The following is an 18,435-nucleotide window of genomic DNA, read 5'->3' as shown; positions in this document are numbered from 1 at the left end:
GTGGTCGATGTACCCGACGTTGGTGGCGACCTGCTGCGCGCGGCGCAGCAGTGCCTGGCCGAAGCCGACCCGCTGCGCAAGGTCGCGTTGACCCAGGCGTATGCCGCCGCGTTCCGTGCCGGTCGCCTGAAGGTGGCTGCCGATGCGCCGCCGCCGGAACCGATCCGCATGCCTGGCCGGCCGGCACGGCTGGTGCTGGTGCATCCGCGCGAAGTGCCCCGGCGCGGGCTGGGCGGCGTGGAAGGACGCGCCGCCTTCATCCACGCCATCGCCCACATCGAACTCAACGCGATCGACCTGGCCTGGGATGCGGTGTACCGCTTCCGCGGCCTGCCGCCAGCGTTCCATGCCGACTGGGTCAGCTGTGCCGACGACGAATCGCGGCACTTCATGCTGCTGCGCGAGCGCCTGCAGGCGCATGGCCACGACTACGCCGATTTCCCCGCGCACAACGGCCTGTGGGAAATGTGCGAAAAGACCGCGCATGACGGCCTGGCGCGCATGGCCCTGGTACCGCGCGTGCTGGAAGCGCGCGGCCTGGACGTGACACCGGGCATGATCGAGAAGCTGCGCAATGTCGGTGATGGTGAAACCGCCGACGTACTGAAAGTGATCCTGCGCGAGGAAGTGGCGCACGTTGCCGCCGGTTCGCGCTGGTACCGCTGGTACTGCGATCGCGCCGGCGTCGAGCCGCGTGCGCGCTTCAAGGCGCTGCTGGTGGAATACGCCGGCGGCTACCTGCACGGGCCGTTCAACATCGAAGCGCGCCTGCTGGCCGGCTTCGACGCCGACGAGCTCGCCAACCTGGTCGAACAGGCCGGTTGAACAAAAGGGGACGGAGGGGATTAAGTCGTTTGTGCCACAAACGACTTAATCCCCTCCGTCCCCTTTTTCATGCGTTGGGCAGCACCACGCGCTTGCCATCCACGGTGGGCCGGTTGATGTAGAACAGGCCGGGACCGGGCCGGTAGGGCAGTTCGCTGACGCCGGCATCGGCGGCATAGGTCAGGGCGGTGTCGCCCAGCGCGTCGAAATTCCAGTGCGCCGACTGCATCAGGTAGCGTCGGCGCAGCAGCGCCTCCTGGGTCTGGGTCAACGCCTGCCCTGCCACCAGCCGCCGTGCGATCGGTTGCAGGGCCGACGGCAGTTCCCAGCCGGGAACCTCGGCAGCGCTGGCGCGCCAGGTCACGCCGGCATCGATGGCATGCTGCTGCATCACCTGCAGCGCGATCAACTGGTAGCGCCAGTCGATGCGCCGCCGCAGTACCACGGCGGCAGTCACGTACAGCACCGGGGACAGCAGCACGCTGCGGCTGCCGGCGCGGCGCTGCTGCTGCCACTGGTGCCAGACATCCACCCACACTTCCTTTTCGTCCACGCCCAGCTGCTGCCGCCAGCGTTCGGCATCGGCCTGCGTTTCAGCGTAAGCCGTGGTGGCCTGCAGCATCGCCAGCGGGGGAATCTGGTAGTCGGCAACGGCGGGGCGGCGCAGCTGCTGGCGACGTGGGCGGCTGAGCAGCTTGGGGCCTTCCTCCAGCTGGTTGTAGCCTCCGCCGATGTTGGCGTGCACGCCGGGCAAAGCGATCTCGGTGAACGGCGGTGCCACCGTGGTCAGCGGATAGTGCTGGCGATGCTCGTCGCGCGCGGTCAACTGCACCACGCGTGCAGCGATGCCACTGGACAAGGCAAGCTGCGGTTGTTCGTCGGCGCGGCCACCACTGACCGCAGCCACGGTATCGAACAGGCCCATGAATCGCAGCACCGGAAGGGCAGGGGCGAAGTCCGGCGTACAGACCAGGCCGGACGACTGCAGCAGTTGCCGCCAACGCGTGGTATCCCAGCCCTGCAGCTGGTTGGCGATATCACGTGCGGCGGCAGCGCCTCGAGAGAACCCGAACAGATCCAGCTGCACGCGACGCAGCGGTTGCCGCCAACGCGTGGACAGTTCTGCAAGCGCAGCCGGCAGCACCACCTGCAGCGCGCGCTGCACCTTTGCGCGGACGCCGCTGGCGCCGATACCGAACGCCAGTCCGATCAGGTCGTCGTCGGCGTCATCGCGGGTACCGACACCTTCCACGTAGATCGACAGCGAAGGCGTGGCCATCGCATCGCGGCGGCTGTCCGGGTACAGCTGCTGCAGGCGTGCGATGTTGGTCAGGCCGTTGTCGTAGCTGCTGGTCAGCCGGCTCTGGTAGGTCGAATCATCATCCGCACGCAGCTGCGCCGGGCGCGGTCGCGGCTGCTGTGGTCGACCACGCGCGAGGTTGTGCGCGTTGTTGCGGGTGCCATCGAAGAACAGGCCGATCCGCAGCGAGCCGACATCTTCGTCCGTGTCCTGCGATGGTGCCATGTGCATTCCCCGTCGTGGCTGCGTCACGGTAGCGCGAAAGCGGTGTATTGGCGAAGTGTAGTGACGCTTTTGACCTGACTGAACGCAGATGCGGTCGATCACAAATCCTGACTTTCATTCCACTCGCCTATTGAATTCACACGAGCCGCGCAGGCCATATGGCCAAACCCGGCACACCGGGTCGTGCTGCATCAACGCTGTTCACATCATTCAAGGAGCGACGCAATGTTGTCCAGATCGATTGGCAAAGCGGCAGGTGGCCTGGTGTTGGGTTTGTCGGTGGCGGCGGCCGCGCATGCGGCACCGTTGTTCGAGCCGGTGACGGTCATCAGCCGCGCATCGGCAAACAGTGAGCCCGCGCTGGGCAAGCTGCTGGCCACCCCGTCCACCGCGACGGTACAGGAAGTGCGCGTTGATGCAGCCGCGACTGCACAGCCGCAGCTGGAATTCGAACTGCTCGGCCAGCGCGTGCAGGCCGTGCGCAGCAAGGTGGAAGCGCTGCCCGATGGCGGCAGCATCTGGTACGGCCAGTTCCGTTCGCCCTCGGACAAGCTGACCGCGGCCACCTCCAACGGCCAGGACGACCCCGGCAATTCGCTGATCCTGGTGCGCTCGGGCGATACCATCACCGGCTCGATCCGCAAGGATGGAAAGCTGTACCGCCTGCGCCCGCTGGGCAACCGCCACGTGCTTGTGGAAGTGGACGAGTCGCGGATGCCGGCCGACCATCCGGCCGATTACAACCAGCTGCCGAAGATCCCGATGGGCAACAACGATCGCCTCGGCATCGCGCAGGCGTCGTCCGGCACGCCGGCCACCATCCGCGTGCTGGTGGTGGCGACCAATGCCGCCGTCGCCGCCTATGGCGGCAACATGCAGTCACTGGTGCAGCTGGCCGTGGCCGAATCGAACCAGGGCTATGTCAACAGCAACGTCGGCATCACCATGGAACTGGCCCGCTACGAAACCACCAGTTATACCGAATCGGGCAGCTTCGATACCGACCTGGCGCGTTTCCGTGGCACCAGCGATGGCTATATGGACAGCATCCACACCAGCCGGAATACCTACACGGCTGATGTGGGCGTGCTGCTGATCAACAACACCGCCTACTGCGGCCTGGCCTCGGGCATCGGCTCGACGGCGTCGACCGCGTTCGCGGCCGTGTACTGGGATTGCGCGACCGGCTATTACTCGTTCGCGCACGAGATCGGCCATCTGCAGAGTGCGCGGCATGACATCGCCACCGACTCGAGCACCTCGCCCTATGCCTATGGCCACGGCTACCGCTACGAGCCGGCCACCGGCACCGGCTGGCGCACGATCATGGCCTACAACTGCACCCGCAGCTGCCCGCGCCTGAACTACTGGTCCAACCCCAACATCAGCTACAACGGCATCCCGATGGGCAACGCCAGCACCGCCGACAACCAGCGCGTGCTGGTCAACACCAAGGCCACCATCGCGGCCTTCCGCTGACACTGTCCAGGCGCCGACCAAGGCCGGCGTCTACCCGGGCGCATGCACCTGCTCTGGTAGATGCCAACCTTGGTTGGCACCTTGCGATCCGTTATTCGCGCGCGAGCGTATCCAGCGTCCAGCCGCTGGCATCCACGCGCAGCACCGAACCCTGTTCGTACCAGTCACCCAGCACGATGCGGGTGCGCTCGCGACCACCGGCCTGCAGCGTGTGGATCGCCGGCCGATGGGTATGGCCATGGATCATGGTGTCCACGCCATGGCGCACGAAGGTGGCATCGACTTCGGCAGGGGCCACGTCGGTCACCGACTCGAACTGCGCACGATCGTCCTGCTTCATCTCGGACTGGCGCGCCTGGCTGGCTTCGCGCGCCTTCTGCGCGAACGCGATGCGTGCGGCCAGCGGCTGCGACAGGAACTGCGCCTGGAATACCGGGTCGCGCGTCTGTGCACGGAACTGCTGGTAGGGAATGTCATCGGTGCACAGCAGGTCGCCGTGCTGCAGCAGCACCGGGCGGCCGTACAGTTCGATCATGCACGGGTCGGGCAGGATGCGCAGGCCGGCACGGCGCGCGTAGTCCTCACCGAGCAGGAAGTCGCGGTTGCCGCGGATGAAGTACACCGGCACGCCGCTGTCGGACAGCACCTTCAACGCATCGGCCACCGCATCGGCGGCGGGCGAGGGCGTGTCGTCGCCGATCCAGGCCTCGAACAGGTCGCCGAGGATGTACAGCGCATCGGCGCCGGGCGCCTGCTCGCGCAGGAAGCGCAGGAACAGGTCGGTGATCTCCGGACGGCTGGGGTCCAGGTGCAGGTCGGAAATGAACAGCGTGGTCATGCCCGCATTCTAGGCCATCAATGATGATGGTGGCGCCGGGCCTTGCCTGGCTCCGGTCGTCACACCGGCAGCGGCAGCCAGGTCAGGCTGGCCGAAGCCAGCACGATGGCGATGGCGGTGGCTGCCAGCACATCGGAAGGATAGTGCAGGCCCAGGACCACCCGCGACAGTGCAACGCCACAGGTGAACGGCACCAGCAGCGGCGCCAGCCACGGGTAGTAGGCCAGTGCCACGATGGTGAACGACACCGCATGCAGGGTGTGTCCGGAGGGGAAACTGAACTCGTCCAGCGGCGCCACCCAGGCGCGGATGCGCAGGTCGGCCGCGTAGGGCCGCGGGCGCCGGGTCCAGCGCTTGAGGACCTTGTACAGCAGCAGCGCGGCCAGGCCCGTGGCGGCCATGTGCACCGAGGCGCGCAGGCCGTCGAAGCCGTCCAGCACCACCAGCGCGGCCATCAGCACGTACCAGAACACGCCATCGCCGAGCCGGCTGATGACCGCGAACAGGCGACGCACGCGGCGCCGCCGGCAGTAGTGGTTTGCGCGCCGGCACCAGCGTGCTTCGCGCCCGGCCAGCAGCTCAAGCGGCGTAGTGCGCATGGCCGTTCCTCCGCGACTGTGCCAGTTCGGCCAGCAGCGCATCGAACTCGGCCACCACCTGTTGTGGATGCAGGCGCTTCATCGCCCGTGCGGCATTGCCGCCCAGTTCGCGGCGCTGCGCGTCATCGGCGGCCAGTCGCACGGCGGCATCGATGAACTGATCGTCGCTGTCCACGGCTGCGCCGTTCTCGCCATTGCGCAGGTACTCGCGCGCGGCGCCGTAGTCGAAGGCCACGGTGGCCACACCGCTGGCCATGCTTTCCAGGGTCACGTTGCCGAACGTCTCGCTGCGGCTGGGGAACAGGAACAGATCGCCGCTGGCGAAGTGCCGGGCCAGCGCATCGCCGCGCTGGATGCCACAGAAGATGAAGTCGGGGTTTTCATGTGCCAGCTTCTCGCGGGCCGGGCCATCACCGACCCACACGAAGCGTGCCTTGGGCCGGATCTGCTGCAACCGGCGGAATGCCTTCACTGCCAGGCCGAGGTTCTTTTCAGCAGCGATGCGGCCGACATAGATCGCCACCAGGCCGTTGCCATCCACGCCCCATTCCTCGCGCAGCGCGGGATCGCGCCGGCCTGGATCGAACTGCTGGCTGTCCACCGCGCGGGCCAGCAGGCGCACGCGCTCGAAGCCCTGTTCGCCGAGGAACTGCTGCAGCTCGCGGGTCGGCACCAGGGTGGCATCGGCCTGGTTGTGGAAACGGCGCATCCAGCGCATGGCTGCGGCCTGCAGCCACGCCACGCCGTAGTCGGGCAGGTACTCGTCGAAGCGGGTGTGGAAGCCGCTGGCGACCGGAATGCCGAGGCGGCGCGCAGTGCGCAGTGCCGACCAGCCGAGCGGACCTTCGGTGGCGATGTAGACCGCATCCGGGCGTTGTTTCTGCCAATGGCGGCCCAGCCGGATCGGTGCCGGCAGTCCGAAACGCAGGCCGGGGTAGCGGGGCAGGGCGGCGCCGGGAACCAGCAAGGTGCCGGGTGCCGAATCCAGCGCTTCGCTGGACTGGCGGGGGCGGACCAGGTCGATCTCGTGCCCGGCTGCGCGCAGACCTTGTTCCAGCCCCTGCACGGTGAGGGCGACGCCGTTCACTTCCGGTGGATAGGTCTCGGTGACGATGGCATAGCGCATGGCGGGCCTCCGGGTTTCCGGCATGCTCGGGCCTGGCGATGTAGCCGACATGACCGCTTTGCGACCATCAGATGACGGTGGCGCCGGCCAGCGCCTGGGCGCGGCGGCCAATAAAAAACCACGGCCCCGAAGGGCCGTGGTCGTCATGCTTCCGTCACAGCGCGATGGATCAGAAGCGCTGCTGGTACTTCATGTAGATGAAGCGGCCGATATCGTAACCACCGTAGTACGAGAAGGCCGAGTTCGGCTTGCTGTACATGATCGGGCCGGTCTTCTCGAACACGTTGTTGGCACCGACCGACACGGTGGCGTCCCACGGCAGCGAGTAACGCACCTGCACGTCGTGGAAGGTGACCGCGCCGCGCTCGTTGTAGTTGCGTGCGCCCTTGTACCACGGTGCGTACACACCCGGATCCGAGCACTCGTCCGGGTACAGCGCGATGTTCGAGCAGGTTTCCTTCACGCCCGAATAGTAACGCGCGGTCCAGCTCGCGCCGAAGTTGCCCCGCTCGTAGCCCAGCACCAGGTTGGAACGGACGCGGAAAGCGCTGCCGATGCCGTTGGTGACGATCGGGACGATCGAGCTGTCGTTGGAGGTGCGGTAGGTCGCACTGGACACGTAGGTGGTGGCCGAGTTCACGTTGAACTTGCCGAACCGGGTGTCCAGACGGTAGCTCACGTCCAGATCGTAGCCTTCGGTTTCCATGAAGCCCGCGTTGCGGTTGCCGAACTTCAGGTTGGTCACGATGCCGGTCACCGGGTCACGCTGGAAGCGCGAGCAGCGCGCGTCGATACCCGATTCGTAGCAGTCCTGCAGGATCTGGGTCGGCGTGTCGGCGATGATCGTGTTGTCGATGCGGATCTTCCACCAGTCCAGCGAGGCGTTGAAGCCCTGGATGAAGCTCGGGCTCCAGACCAGGCCCAGCGTCTTGCTGGTCGAGGTTTCCGGCGTCAGCAGCGGGTTCGACCCGGAGGTGAACGGCACCGGGGTCGCGTCCGTCGACGTGTTCACCGGGGTGCCACCCTGGCGCAGCTGGCGGAAGGTATTCGCATTGGCGATGTCGCGTGCGCAACGTGCACGGACTTCCGCGCTGGAGGCCGAGGAACCGAAGCGGGTGTCGCACGGATCGCTGAACTGCGCGAAGGTCTCCGAACCACCACCGAACAGGTCGCTGATGGTCGGTGCACGGAAGCCCTCGGCCCAGGTGCCACGCACCATCAGCGAGTCGATCGGCTTCCACTTGAAGCCGAACTTGCTGTTGAGCGTGTTGCCGAAGGTGTTGTAGTCCGAGAAGCGGGTTGCGCCATTAAAGGTCAGTTCCTTCGCGCCCGGCAGGTCGGCCAGCACCGGAACGTTCACTTCCAGGTAGGCCTCGTTGACGGTGTAGTCACCGCCGGTCGGGCCCGCGGCCAGGTTGGTGGTCGCGCCCGTCTGGGCCAGGGCATCCGGGGTGTACTTGCCTTCTTCCTTGCGGCTTTCCACGCCGAACGCGAAGCCCAGGTCGCCAGCCGGCAGGGTCACGATGCTGCCAGCGATGTTGGCAAAGAAGTTCTTGGAGGTGGTACGGCCCTTGGTGATCTCTTCCGGGAACAGCCACGCCTGCAGTTCTTCGTTGCCGTACAGGCCATCGGCAGCCGTCGTGCCGTACGGCACCAGCGGGTTCCACGGCTTGCACACGTCATAGGAGATCGGTGCAGCGGCGGTGCCGCACTGCACCTTGCCGGTGGCGGCGTTGTAGAACGACGGGCCGACGCCGCCGGCGACGCGACCCTTGTGCAGGTTGCCGGTCGCCACCGATTCCAGTTCATTGCGGTTGTACTGGTAACCCACTTCCCAGTCGAAGTAGCGGCTGCCGATCTCGAACGAACCGTCGAACGACGCCACCGCGCGGTAGGTCTTCAGCTCGCTGGTGGTCACGCGCGGCACTTCCCAGGTGCGGCGGTTCCATGCCACGGCGGTCGGGGTGGCATACCCGTGCTGGCGACCGAACGGATTGAAGTAGCTGTTGATCGACATCGAGCCGACACCGGCGGTGCTCGACTGCAGCGGATAGCCCGCGATCTGGCGGGTGGACTCACGCTGGTTGTAGCCCAGCTCGGTGCGGAAGTTGACGTTGTCGGTGATCTTGAAGCGGCCGTCGAAATAGACCGAGTCGCGCTTGACCGGATACATCACGTGCATCTGGTCGTTGGCGTTGCTCACGTCACCGGTGAACGGCGTGCTATCGGTGAGGTGGTAATTGGCCGGGTTGGTGGGATCCGCGCCGCGGTTGAGGGAATAGCCGCAGCCCGCAGTGGCGGTACAGCCCGGGCCGCGCAGACCGGTGAACTGGCCGTACTGGCTGATCGTGGTCCAGTTGCTGCTGTCGTACGGATGGCGATCGGTCATGCCGTACTTGCTGAAGCCGCGATCGCGCGCCCACACGCCCTTCTCTTCGGCATGCTCGGCGGACAAGGTCAACGACACGCGATCGTTGCTCCAGCCGGCGACCACGTCGAAGCGGTCACGTGCGCCGTCGCCCTGGCTGTACTGGCCGTGATAGACGTTGGCGGTCACACCGGTGACATTGGAGCGGGTGATGATGTTCACCACGCCGGCCATGGCGTCGGAGCCATAGATCGCAGAGGCGCCGTCCTTCAGCACCTCGATGCGCTCCACGGCGGACACCGGCAGCGTGGAGATGTCCTGGTAGCCGGACGTGCTGATGCCCATGCGCTTGCCGTTGACCAGCACCAGCGTGCGCTGGGTGCCCAGGTTGCGCATGTCGATGTAGGTGCCACCCGCGTTTTCACCCGCGGTCAGCGCATTGGCGCGGCTGATGGTCGGGCTGCCCATCGCGGTGACGTTCTGCAGGATGTCGGCAACCGAGCTGAAGCCCTGCTTTTCGATGTCGTTGCGGCTGATCGCGAACACCGGCTGGGCGGTTTCCACGTCCACCTGGCGGATGCGCGAGCCGGTGATCTCGATGCGGTCGAGGTTGGTGGGCGTTGCGTTGCTGCCGTCCTGGGCAAACGCGGGCAGGGCGGCCAACGTTGCGGTGGTAGCCAGGGCATAGCGGATGGCCTGCCCCAGTGCGGTGGTGCGTGAAGTCATGGCGAGCTCTCTCTCTCAGGTCGTGCACAAGACGCCAAAGTGGGCGTCGAAGGAGCCAGCTGGGTTGATGACCGAGCCGGTGACCCGATAGTAGTCTCGTTAGTTAATGCTCTGTAAAGAGTTCGTATCGATTTATGTCACGGGACACCCCCATCCTTCACAAAACGTGAACAAAAGCAGGCGCTTACGTGAGAGGTGCGATACGCGATACGGTGCCGTCGTGATGCGAAGCAGCACAAAAAACCGCCAGACTGCGCAAAGTGGGGGTGCGAAGTGCGTCACTCCTGCTGTCCTGTGGACAACAGGCGACGGCGTATTCAGGCTACGAACGGACGGAACTGGATGCCCAGCCCGGCGATCCCGTCGGTCTCGCCGATCAGGTCGGCGCGCAGCAGCGGACGGGCATCGATGAACGCCTGCGGCACGATCAGCGACAGCCGGTTGTCGTCGGCGGTCAGTTCCAGCGCCGGCAGCGGGTCGTCCTCATGCGCGCGGTTGAGCAGCACCGCCAGCCGCAGCAGGGCCGCCAACCGGCGCGCGGTCAGCAGCAGTCGCTCGGGCAGGGCGTCGAAGGCGGTCTTGGTCACGCTGCGGCGATGGCTGCGCACCAGCGCGGCCAGCATCTGCTGTTCCTGGCGGGAGAAGCCGGCGATGTCCGAGTGCTCCAGCACGTAGCTGCCATGCACGTGGTAGCCGCTGTGGGCAATCATCAGGCCCAGTTCGTGCAGGCGTGCGGCCCAGCCGAGCATGCGCGCATCATCGGCATCGAGCTTCCAGCGTTCCTGCACCTGCTCCAGCAGTGACAGAGCAGTGTCCTGCACGCGGTCGGCCTGTACCGTATCGATACCGTAGCGCTGGCTGAGCGCGGCCACCGATTCATCACGCAGGTCGTTCTCGCCGGCACGGCCGACGATGTCGTAGAGGATGCCCTCGCGCATCGCGGCCTTGCTGACCAGCAGCTTCTGCAGGCCAAGTGCCTGGAACGCCGCTTCCAGCACCAGGATGCCGCCGGCGATGATCGGGCGGCGGTCGCTGGACAGGCCCGGCAACTGGATGTCGTCGATCTTCTTGGCCTTCAGCAGCTCATCGCGCAGTTGCGGCAGGGCCTCGGCGGTGATCGCGCCCTTGCTCAGCTTCATCGTCGCGCAGATCTCGCTGATCGCCTTGTGCGTGCCCGAAGAACCCAGCGCCTCCTGCCAGCCCAGCGCGCGGTACTTGCTGGCGAAGGGCTGGAACTCGCGGCCGATCTCGGCCAGCGCGTCCTTCCAGCGCTTCTTGCTGAGCTTGCCGCCGGGGAAGAAGCGCCGGGTGCTGGCGATGCAACCGGCCTGCAGGCTTTCGCGCTCCAGGGTCTGCATGCCCATGCCGATGATGAATTCAGTGGAGCCGCCACCGATGTCGATCACCAGCCGGCGCTGGCCGGGCTTGGGGGGTTGCGCGTGGGCCACGCCCAGGTAGATCAGGCGGGCTTCTTCGCGGCCGCTGACCACTTCGATGGCGTGTCCCAGTGCAGTTTCGGCCGGGACCAGGAACGACTGGGGAGAACGCAGCTGGCGCACCGTGTTGGTGGCCAGCGCGCGCACCCGATGCGGCGGCACATTGCGGATGCGCTGGCCGAAACGGGCCAGGCATTCCAGCGCGCGCTGCCGTGCGGCGGAAGACAGTCCGCCTTTGCCATCCAGCCCGTCGGCCATGCGCACCGTCTCGCGCAGGCGGTCGATCACCCGCAGCTGGCCGAGCGTGTAGCGCGCGATGACCATGTGGAAACTGTTGGAGCCAAGGTCGATGGCGGCCAGCAGGTCGCCATCCTGCAATGCGGGCGGAGTCGTGGAGGTATGCGGCATGGGCGAATGTTAGCCGAAGCGGCGGTGTGCTCGTCACCGCGCGGCCTTCACATTTTGGAAGGAGGCGTGCAGCAGGATTGCAAGGGGTCAGATCCCTTTCCCGCAGGAAAGGGATCTGACCCCGGGCGACCGCTGATCGAATCCCGACCTGCGGTCGGGGTCCACCGGGGCAGGACTACAGCCCCTGCATCAATGCCATCTGCGCAGAATGCGGGGCTTCGTCGTGCGCCGGCGCACGCTTGTGGTAGAGGCCGTCGGCGTCCAGTTCCCAGGCGTTGAGGTTGTCGTCCAGGTAGTTCTGCAGGACCTCGCGGTACACCCGCTTGGCCAGTTCCGGATCGAGGATCGGGAAGCAGGTCTCGACCCGGCGCAGCAGGTTGCGTTCCAGCCAGTCGGCGCTGGCGCAGTACATCTCCGGCGCGCCGTCGTTGCCGAACCAGTAGACGCGGCTGTGCTCCAGGAAGCGGCCGACGATCGAGCGCACGCGGATGTTGTCCGAGACACCCGGAACGCCCGGACGCAGGGTGCAGGCGCCACGGATGATCAGGTCGATCTGCACGCCGGCCTGCGACGCGGCGTACAGCGCGCGCACCACCTGCGGTTCGTTCAACGCGTTCATCTTGGCGATGATCCGCGCTGGGCGGCCGGCGGCGGCGATGCGCGTCTCGCGCTCGATACGGCCGAGGATGCCGGTGTGCAGGGTGAAGGGCGACTGCAGCAGGCGCTTGAGCTTCATCTTCGAGGCCAGCCCGGACAGCTGCTGGAACAACAGGTGCACGTCATTGCCGATGTCCGGATCGGCGGTGATCAGGCTGATGTCGGTGTACGCGCGGGCAGTGCCGCTGTGGTAGTTGCCGGTGCCCAGGTGCACGTAGCGGCGCAGCTTGCGGCCTTCGCGGCGCACGATCAGCAGCATCTTGGCGTGGGTCTTGTAGCCGACCACGCCGTACACCACCTGCACCCCGGCCTCCTGCAGGCGATCGGCCAGGCCCAGGTTGGCCTCTTCGTCGAAGCGCGCACGCAGTTCGACCACTACAGTCACGTCCTTGCCGTTGCGCGCGGCCTGGATCAGTGCGTCGACGATCAGCGAATCCTTGCCGGTGCGGTACAGCGTCTGCTTGATCGCCAGCACGTTGGGATCGATCGCCGCCTGCCGGATCAGGTCCAGCACCGCGGTGAAGGCATCGAACGGGTGGTGCAGCAGCAGGTCCTGGCGCGCCGTGGTCTCGAAGATGCCGTCGCTGTCGCGCAGCGTGCGCGGGGTCATCGGCGGGTACTTCAGGTCTGGCTGCGCGATCAGGTCGTACAGCTGGATGATGCGGTTGAGGTTGACCGGGCCGTCGATGCGGTACACCGCGTTCTCGGTCAGGCCGAAATTCTGCAGCAGCGTGCGCACGATCTCGCGCGGCATGTCGTGGGCGATCTCCAGGCGCACCGCCGGCCGGTAGCCGCGGTCGACCAGTTCGTCGCGCAGCGCCAGCGCCAGGTTCTCCACTTCCTCCTCGTCCACCACCAGCTCGGAGTTGCGGGTGACACGGAACTGGTAGGCACCCTGGACTTCCATGCCCGGGAACAGCTCATCGACGAAGGTCGACAGCACCGAGGACAGGAACACGAAGTTCTGCGATCCGCCGAGCTTCTCCGGCAGCTGGATGATGCGCGGCAGCGAGCGCGGCGCACGCACGATCGCCAGGTGGCCGGCGCGGCCGAACGCATCGGTGCCCTTCAGCACCACCACGATGTTCAGCGACTTGTTGAGGATCTTCGGGAACGGGTGCACCGGGTCCAGGCCCAGCGGCGACAGCACCGGCATGATCTCGTTGCGGAAGTAGGCGCGCAGCCAGCGCCTCTGGCGGTCGGTCCAGGAATGGCGACCGAGCACGCCGATGCCGGCCTCCATCAGCGCCGGGCGCAGCGTCTCGTTCCAGCAGCGGTACTGCTGGTCCACCAGCTCCGCAGCGCGGTCATGGATGGCGTTGAGGATGGCCTGCGGGCTCATGCCGTCCGGCGCCGGCGGCAGGCCGAATTCCTGCGCGTGGCGCACGGCGGCGGCACGGATCTCGAAGAACTCGTCGAGGTTGGTGCAGGAGATGCACATGAAGCGCAGGCGCTCCAGCAGCGGCACCTGCGGGTCCATGGCCTGCGCCAGCACGCGGAAGTTGAAATCCAGCTGCGACAGCTCGCGGTTGATGTACAGCGACGGGTCGCGCAACGGATCGTTGTCCGGGCTCACGGGGAGGGGGAGGGATCCGAGGCTGCTCATGGCGTCATTCTTCGATGGAGGTCAGGGGGGCGGACTCGCGCGGGCGCACGTGGTCGGCATCGAAATGGCAGGAGAACACCGAGCCCTTGCCGACTTCGCTTTCAATCTCCAGCCGTGCGTGGTGCAGGCCGAGGATGTGCTTGACGATGGACAGGCCCAGCCCGGTGCCGCCGCTCTCGCGCGAGCGGCTGCTGGACACACGGTAGAAACGTTCGGTCAGGCGCGGCAGGTGGGTGGCGGGAATGCCGTAGCCGGAATCGCGCACCGCCAGCACGGCGCCGTCGCCTTCGCGGCGGAACTCCACCGAAATGCGGCCCCCGGCCGGGGTATAGCGCACCGCGTTGGTGACCAGGTTGGAGAAGGCACTGTGCAGTTCCTTGGTCGAACCCTGCAGGTCGACACCGGCCAGATCATCGATGCTGATCTGGTGGCGGCCCTGGCTGTGCGCCTCGGCCTCGCGGCGCAGGGTCGCCAGCATCGGCTGCATGGCCACGGTCTCTTCCTCGCTGTGCTCCTGCGATTCCAGCCGCGACAGGGTCAGCAGGTCTTCCACCAACTGGGCCATGCGCTGGCTCTGCTTGCGCATTTCTTCCAGCATCGGGCCGGTGCCGGGGAAGTCCTCCGGATCCATCATGTCCAGGTAGCCGTGGACCACGGTGAGCGGCGTGCGCAGCTCGTGTGAAACATTGGCCACGAAGTCGCGGCGCACCTGTTCCAGGCGCAGCAGCTTGCTGACGTCGCGGGCGATCAGCAGCCAGTAATCCGACGAATAGGGAATCAGGCGCAGGTTCAGGCGGATCGCCGGATCGACCGGCGAGGGCACGTCCAGGATCGGTTCGGCATTGCGGCCACCGGCCAGCCAGTGGGCCAGCGGCATCGGTTGCAAGCGTTCGACCAGGGCCTCGCCAAGGTCGCCGGGATGGTGCAGGCCGAGCAGGGCGGTGGCCGCTTCGTTGAACCACTGCACGCGCTGGCTGTTGCGGTCCAGCACCACCACCGCGTCGGGCAATGCGGCGGCGGCGGCGCGGTAGCTGCGCAGCATGTCCAGCAGGCGGCGCTTGCGCACGCGCATTTCCACCTGGTTGCGATACAGCAGGCGGTCCAGTTCGTTCCAGACGCCGGTGCCTTCTTCGGCGGTATCCCAGCGCTGGCGTGCGGTCAGGCGGCGCAGCACGCTGCGCAGGCGCCAGTAATGCCAGGCCAGGGTGGCCAGTGCGCCCAGCGCGATGCACAACCACAGATGGCCCGTGAACCACCCCACCAGTCCGGCGAACAGCAGTACCGCGGCAACGGTGGCCAGGGTCTTCAACCAGGCAGAGCGGATGTGGCGGGGCATTGCGGTCTCGTCGTTGAGGTGCGGCGGTTCACTGGAGTGAACCAAGGGTTATAGCAGAGTTGCCGGCACCGGCACCCGCAGGTGCGCGGTGCCGGCACGACGAGACTCAGGTGGCAGTGGAGAACCGGTAGCCGGCGCCGCGCACGGTCTGCACCATGTTCTCGGCGTTGAACGGTTCCAGCGTCTTGCGCAGGCGGCGGATATGCACGTCGATGGTGCGCTCCTCCACGTACACGCTGCCACCCCATACATGGTCCAGCAGCTGCGCGCGGGTGTAGACGCGCTCCGGATGGGTCATGAAGAAGTGCAGCAGGCGGTATTCGGTCGGGCCGATCGGCACCGGCTGGTCGTTGGCGAACACGCGATGGGCGGCGCCGTCGATGCGGATCGGGCCGACTGCCACGCTGCCGTCCTCGTCGTCCTCGCGGGCACGGCGCATCACCGCACGGATGCGCGCCAGCAGTTCGCGCGCCGAGAACGGCTTGACCACGTAGTCGTCGACGCCGGCTTCCAGGCCACCGACGCGGTCGTTCTCTTCGCCGCGGGCGGTCAGCATGATGATCGGCACTTCGCGGGTCAGCGTTTCCTTGCGCCAGCGACGGGCCAGGTCCAGGCCGCTGGTGCCGGGCAGCATCCAGTCCAGCAGGATCAGGTCCGGAACGCGGTCGGCGATCGCGGTCTGGGCCTCCCGGGCATCGCCGGCGTGGACCGGTTCGTAATCGCCCTTGCGAAGGGCGAAGGCGACCATTTCACGGATCGCGGGCTCGTCATCGACGATCAGGATGCGTTTCTGCACGAGGACACCGTAGGGCTCGGTTACTGGAGTGGTGCCAGTAGACTACGGTTTGATGACATGTTTGTGACTGCCCGGCCGGAACCGGCCTGGATTGCCATCGGCCGGTCATGCAGCGCTCAGCGCCGGTCCAGGTCCGGGTCCTGCACGCCCTGGCGGCGCAGCTCCAGCACGGTCGGGGTGATCGCTTCGATGCGGGCATCGACCCGCGCGCGGCCAATGTAATCCAGCGCCGGGTTGCGCTTGAGCGCCTGCAGCTGCAGCAGCGCCTGTTCCGGCCGACCGCTGAGGAAGGCGGCCTCGGCATAGGCCTCGCTGGCACGCACGCTGTCGCCGGCCAGCTCGCTGGCGCGGGCAAAGCGCTGCTGGAAGACCGGATCGTTACCGCTTTGCGACAACAGGGGGCGCAGCATCGCCTGCGCGCGCTGGCCGGCCTCGCGGTTGCCCTGTTCGTTCAGGATCTCGGCATAGGTCAGTGCCACCGGGCGGCTGTTGGGGTGTTCGCGCAGCAGCTGCTCGAAGCGGCTGTTGGCCTGGGCCGCCTGGCCTGCCCGCGATTCCGCTTCGCCCAGGCCCAGCGCCAACCACAGGTTGCCGGGATGGGTCTGGAGCAGGCCGGCCAGGGTCTGCCGGGCCTGGCCGGCGCCGGCACGGCCACCGCGCATGACCGCCAGCGCCTGGCCATAGCGCTGCGCATCGTTGAGACCGTCCTTCTGCCGCTTGGCCAGGTCGGCATACTCGCGTTCCAGCTCGGGGGTGGAATCCGCGCTGAGCACGCGCAGGCGCTCACGTGCCCAGTCGAAGTCGCCGCTGGCGCCACGGTTGAGCTGGCCGATCGGGAGGCGCAGCACACTACTGGGCAGCAGCGGGTTGTTGCCGCGCAGCAGCGGCTCGCCCAGGCTGGGATCGGCCGGGTCCACCCGCTCCTTGCGCTCGCCGGTGGGGGTGCTGGTGGTCAGCAGCACCGTATCCTTCTTCATCTGCTCGGCGCGGGCCTTGGCTTCGCTGATGCGGGTGATGTTGACCGGGTGGGTGCGCAGGAACTCGGGCACGCTGTAGCCCCCTTCGTTGCCACGCATGGCCGCCGACATCCGTTCGAAGAAGCCGGCCATGGCATCCACGTCGTAGCCGCTGCGCGACAGGGTGCGGATGCCGAGGCGGTCGGCCTCGGACTCGTTGGAGCGGGTGTAGTTGATCTGCCGTTGCTGCATCAAGCCCATGCCCGAGCTGATCGCGGCCATCGTCGCGTTGCCGGACGACGTGCTGTTGCTGGCCTGGGCGGCCACCACCGCTGCCAGCATGCCCAGCAGGATCGGGATCTGGTCACGCTGGGCGCGCTCGACGCCGCGCAGCACATGCTGCTGGGTGACGTGGGCGATTTCGTGGGACAGCACCGCAGCGACCTCGTCCTCGCGCTCGGCGGTCAGCACCAGGCCGGCATTGACCCCGATGTAGCCGCCCAGCGTGGCGAACGCGTTGATCTGGCGGTCGTTCATCACGAAGAAGGTGTACGGCTGCCGTGGCTGGTCACTGTTGGAGCCGAGACGGGTGCCCATGGTCTGCAGCCAGTCGTTGACCAGCGGATCTTCCAGCAGGTAGCCGTAGTTGCGCAGCTCGCGCAGCATCATCGCGCCGTACTCGGCCTGGCGGGCCGGGGTCAGCAGCTCGCCGGCCGAGGAGCCGATGTCGGGCAGCTTCTCCTGGGCCTGGGCCAGCGGCATGGCCAGGGCCAGGGTGACGGCGGTAGTCAGCAGCAGGGCTCGCAAGCAGGAGTTCCTCGGGCGGGGCGCGCCAAGCGTGGCAGGGCGGGGGGCAACCATTCGTTAATCCACAGTGTTGCGGCCGTGGCGTGGAAATTCCAGCGCACCGGTACCATATGTAGACCGTCGATCCATCGTGGAGTTTCCCGTGACAGCCCAGACCGCCGGCGGTGCCCCCGCCATCACCATCTATTCCACCGCCGTCTGCCCGTACTGCGTGGCCGCCAAGAACTTCCTGAAGAGCAAGGGCCAGCAGTGGACCGAGGTCCGCATCGACCTGGACCCGGCCGAGCGCGAGAAGATGATGGCGCTGACCCGCCGCACCAGCGTGCCGCAGATCTTCGTCGGCGACGTCCATGTCGGCGGCTACGACGACATGATGGCCCTGCACCGTGAAGGCAAGCTCGAGCCGCTGCTGGCCGGGCAGGGCCAGGCATGAGCGCGGCCGACGACGGCAGCAAGGACCGCATCGCCGAGTTCACCGAGTTCCGCAAGCGCATGAACGAGCGGATCCTGGGTGAGCCGAACCAGGTGGTGCGCCGCTTCTTCGCGCTGGACACGCAGACCTACCAGGCCGGCGCGCTGGACGTGAAGACCAAGGAGCTGCTGGGCCTGGTGGCCTCGATGGTGCTGCGCTGCGACGACTGCATCAGCTATCACGTGGCCCAGTGCAAGGACGCCGGCGTGACCCGCGAGGAGTTCTTCGAGACCTTCTCGGTCGGCCTGGTGGTGGGCGGATCGATCGTGATCCCGCACCTGCGCCGCGCGGTCGACTTCCTCGACCAGCTTGAAGGTGGCGCCGCCGCCCCGGCAGCGCACGAGCACTGAGGGGCGTGCCGGCCGCTGGCCGGTATTCCCTGAATCCGGCATGGCCGGGGTTGCCGGCCAGCGGCCGGCACTACCGCACCCGCGAGGGGCCTTCCCACGATCCAACAGCCCAGGAGCCCCCTTGT

At 67.0% G+C, this 18,435-nt stretch carries 14 protein-coding genes; 4 read left to right on the top strand and 10 right to left on the bottom strand.

The window, feature by feature from the left end; genetic code table 11:
- Window positions 1–825 (top strand): ferritin-like domain-containing protein, encoded by an 825-nt coding sequence (locus tag E5790_RS05440; RefSeq protein WP_111205351.1) that lies wholly within the window; start codon window positions 1–3, stop codon window positions 823–825.
- A 67-nt stretch (window positions 826–892) separates the two neighbouring features.
- Here the strand turns inward: E5790_RS05440 and E5790_RS05435 are convergent, their stop codons facing one another.
- Window positions 893–2,350, bottom strand: a complete 1,458-nt coding sequence (locus tag E5790_RS05435; RefSeq protein ID WP_111205356.1) for a DUF2235 domain-containing protein — start codon at window positions 2,348–2,350, stop codon at window positions 893–895.
- A gap of 225 nt (window positions 2,351–2,575) precedes the next feature.
- Between E5790_RS05435 and E5790_RS05430 the strand changes: the two genes are divergently transcribed.
- Window positions 2,576–3,829 carry a M12 family metallo-peptidase gene (locus tag E5790_RS05430; protein ID WP_014646083.1) on the top strand — a complete coding sequence of 418 codons (1,254 nt, stop codon included), beginning with the start codon at window positions 2,576–2,578 and terminating at the stop codon, window positions 3,827–3,829.
- 91 nt (window positions 3,830–3,920) lie between these two features.
- Here the strand turns inward: E5790_RS05430 and lpxH are convergent, their stop codons facing one another.
- The 9 genes from lpxH to E5790_RS05385 form a co-directional block, all read right to left on the bottom strand.
- Window positions 3,921–4,667, bottom strand: a complete 747-nt coding sequence (lpxH, locus tag E5790_RS05425; protein ID WP_046429117.1) for a UDP-2,3-diacylglucosamine diphosphatase — start codon at window positions 4,665–4,667, stop codon at window positions 3,921–3,923.
- A 59-nt stretch (window positions 4,668–4,726) separates the two neighbouring features.
- The gene (locus tag E5790_RS05420) at window positions 4,727–5,266 is read right to left on the bottom strand and encodes a phosphatase PAP2 family protein (RefSeq protein ID WP_032955935.1); all 540 of its coding nucleotides are present in this window, start codon (window positions 5,264–5,266) and stop codon (window positions 4,727–4,729) included.
- Complete coding sequence (locus E5790_RS05415) at window positions 5,247–6,392, bottom strand: glycosyltransferase family 1 protein (protein WP_014646086.1); 1,146 nt, start codon at window positions 6,390–6,392, stop codon at window positions 5,247–5,249. The genes E5790_RS05420 and E5790_RS05415 overlap by 20 nt, the downstream gene beginning before the upstream one ends.
- A 169-nt stretch (window positions 6,393–6,561) precedes the next feature.
- On the bottom strand, window positions 6,562–9,486 hold the full coding sequence (locus E5790_RS05410; protein ID WP_111205352.1) for a TonB-dependent receptor: 2,925 nt from the start codon (window positions 9,484–9,486) through the stop codon (window positions 6,562–6,564).
- A gap of 317 nt (window positions 9,487–9,803) precedes the next feature.
- Complete coding sequence (ppx, locus tag E5790_RS05405) at window positions 9,804–11,330, bottom strand: exopolyphosphatase (RefSeq protein WP_032955928.1); 1,527 nt, start codon at window positions 11,328–11,330, stop codon at window positions 9,804–9,806.
- A gap of 175 nt (window positions 11,331–11,505) precedes the next feature.
- Window positions 11,506–13,593, bottom strand: coding sequence for a polyphosphate kinase 1 (gene ppk1, locus E5790_RS05400; RefSeq protein ID WP_046429123.1), 2,088 nt, complete (start codon window positions 13,591–13,593; stop codon window positions 11,506–11,508).
- Between the two features lie 4 nt (window positions 13,594–13,597).
- The gene (gene phoR / locus E5790_RS05395; RefSeq protein ID WP_075076708.1) at window positions 13,598–14,929 is read right to left on the bottom strand and encodes a phosphate regulon sensor histidine kinase PhoR; all 1,332 of its coding nucleotides are present in this window, start codon (window positions 14,927–14,929) and stop codon (window positions 13,598–13,600) included.
- 106 nt (window positions 14,930–15,035) lie between these two features.
- Window positions 15,036–15,725 carry a phosphate regulon transcriptional regulator PhoB gene (gene phoB / locus E5790_RS05390; protein ID WP_005408258.1) on the bottom strand — a complete coding sequence of 230 codons (690 nt, stop codon included), beginning with the start codon at window positions 15,723–15,725 and terminating at the stop codon, window positions 15,036–15,038.
- A 116-nt stretch (window positions 15,726–15,841) separates the two neighbouring features.
- Window positions 15,842–17,542, bottom strand: a complete 1,701-nt coding sequence (locus tag E5790_RS05385) for a M48 family metalloprotease (protein ID WP_169410554.1) — start codon at window positions 17,540–17,542, stop codon at window positions 15,842–15,844.
- Window positions 17,543–17,630: 88 nt separating this feature from the next.
- Between E5790_RS05385 and grxC the strand changes: the two genes are divergently transcribed.
- Window positions 17,631–17,921 carry a glutaredoxin 3 gene (gene grxC, locus E5790_RS05380; RefSeq protein ID WP_004154541.1) on the top strand — a complete coding sequence of 97 codons (291 nt, stop codon included), beginning with the start codon at window positions 17,631–17,633 and terminating at the stop codon, window positions 17,919–17,921.
- Window positions 17,918–18,310 carry a carboxymuconolactone decarboxylase family protein gene (locus E5790_RS05375; RefSeq protein ID WP_004154542.1) on the top strand — a complete coding sequence of 131 codons (393 nt, stop codon included), beginning with the start codon at window positions 17,918–17,920 and terminating at the stop codon, window positions 18,308–18,310. The genes grxC and E5790_RS05375 overlap by 4 nt, the downstream gene beginning before the upstream one ends.
- The last annotated feature ends 125 nt before the right edge of the window (window positions 18,311–18,435 follow it).

This window comes from Stenotrophomonas sp. PAMC25021, assembly GCF_004795795.1.
Lineage (GTDB): Bacteria > Pseudomonadota > Gammaproteobacteria > Xanthomonadales > Xanthomonadaceae > Stenotrophomonas > Stenotrophomonas muris.
This window is presented reverse-complemented; position numbering and strand designations above follow the sequence as displayed.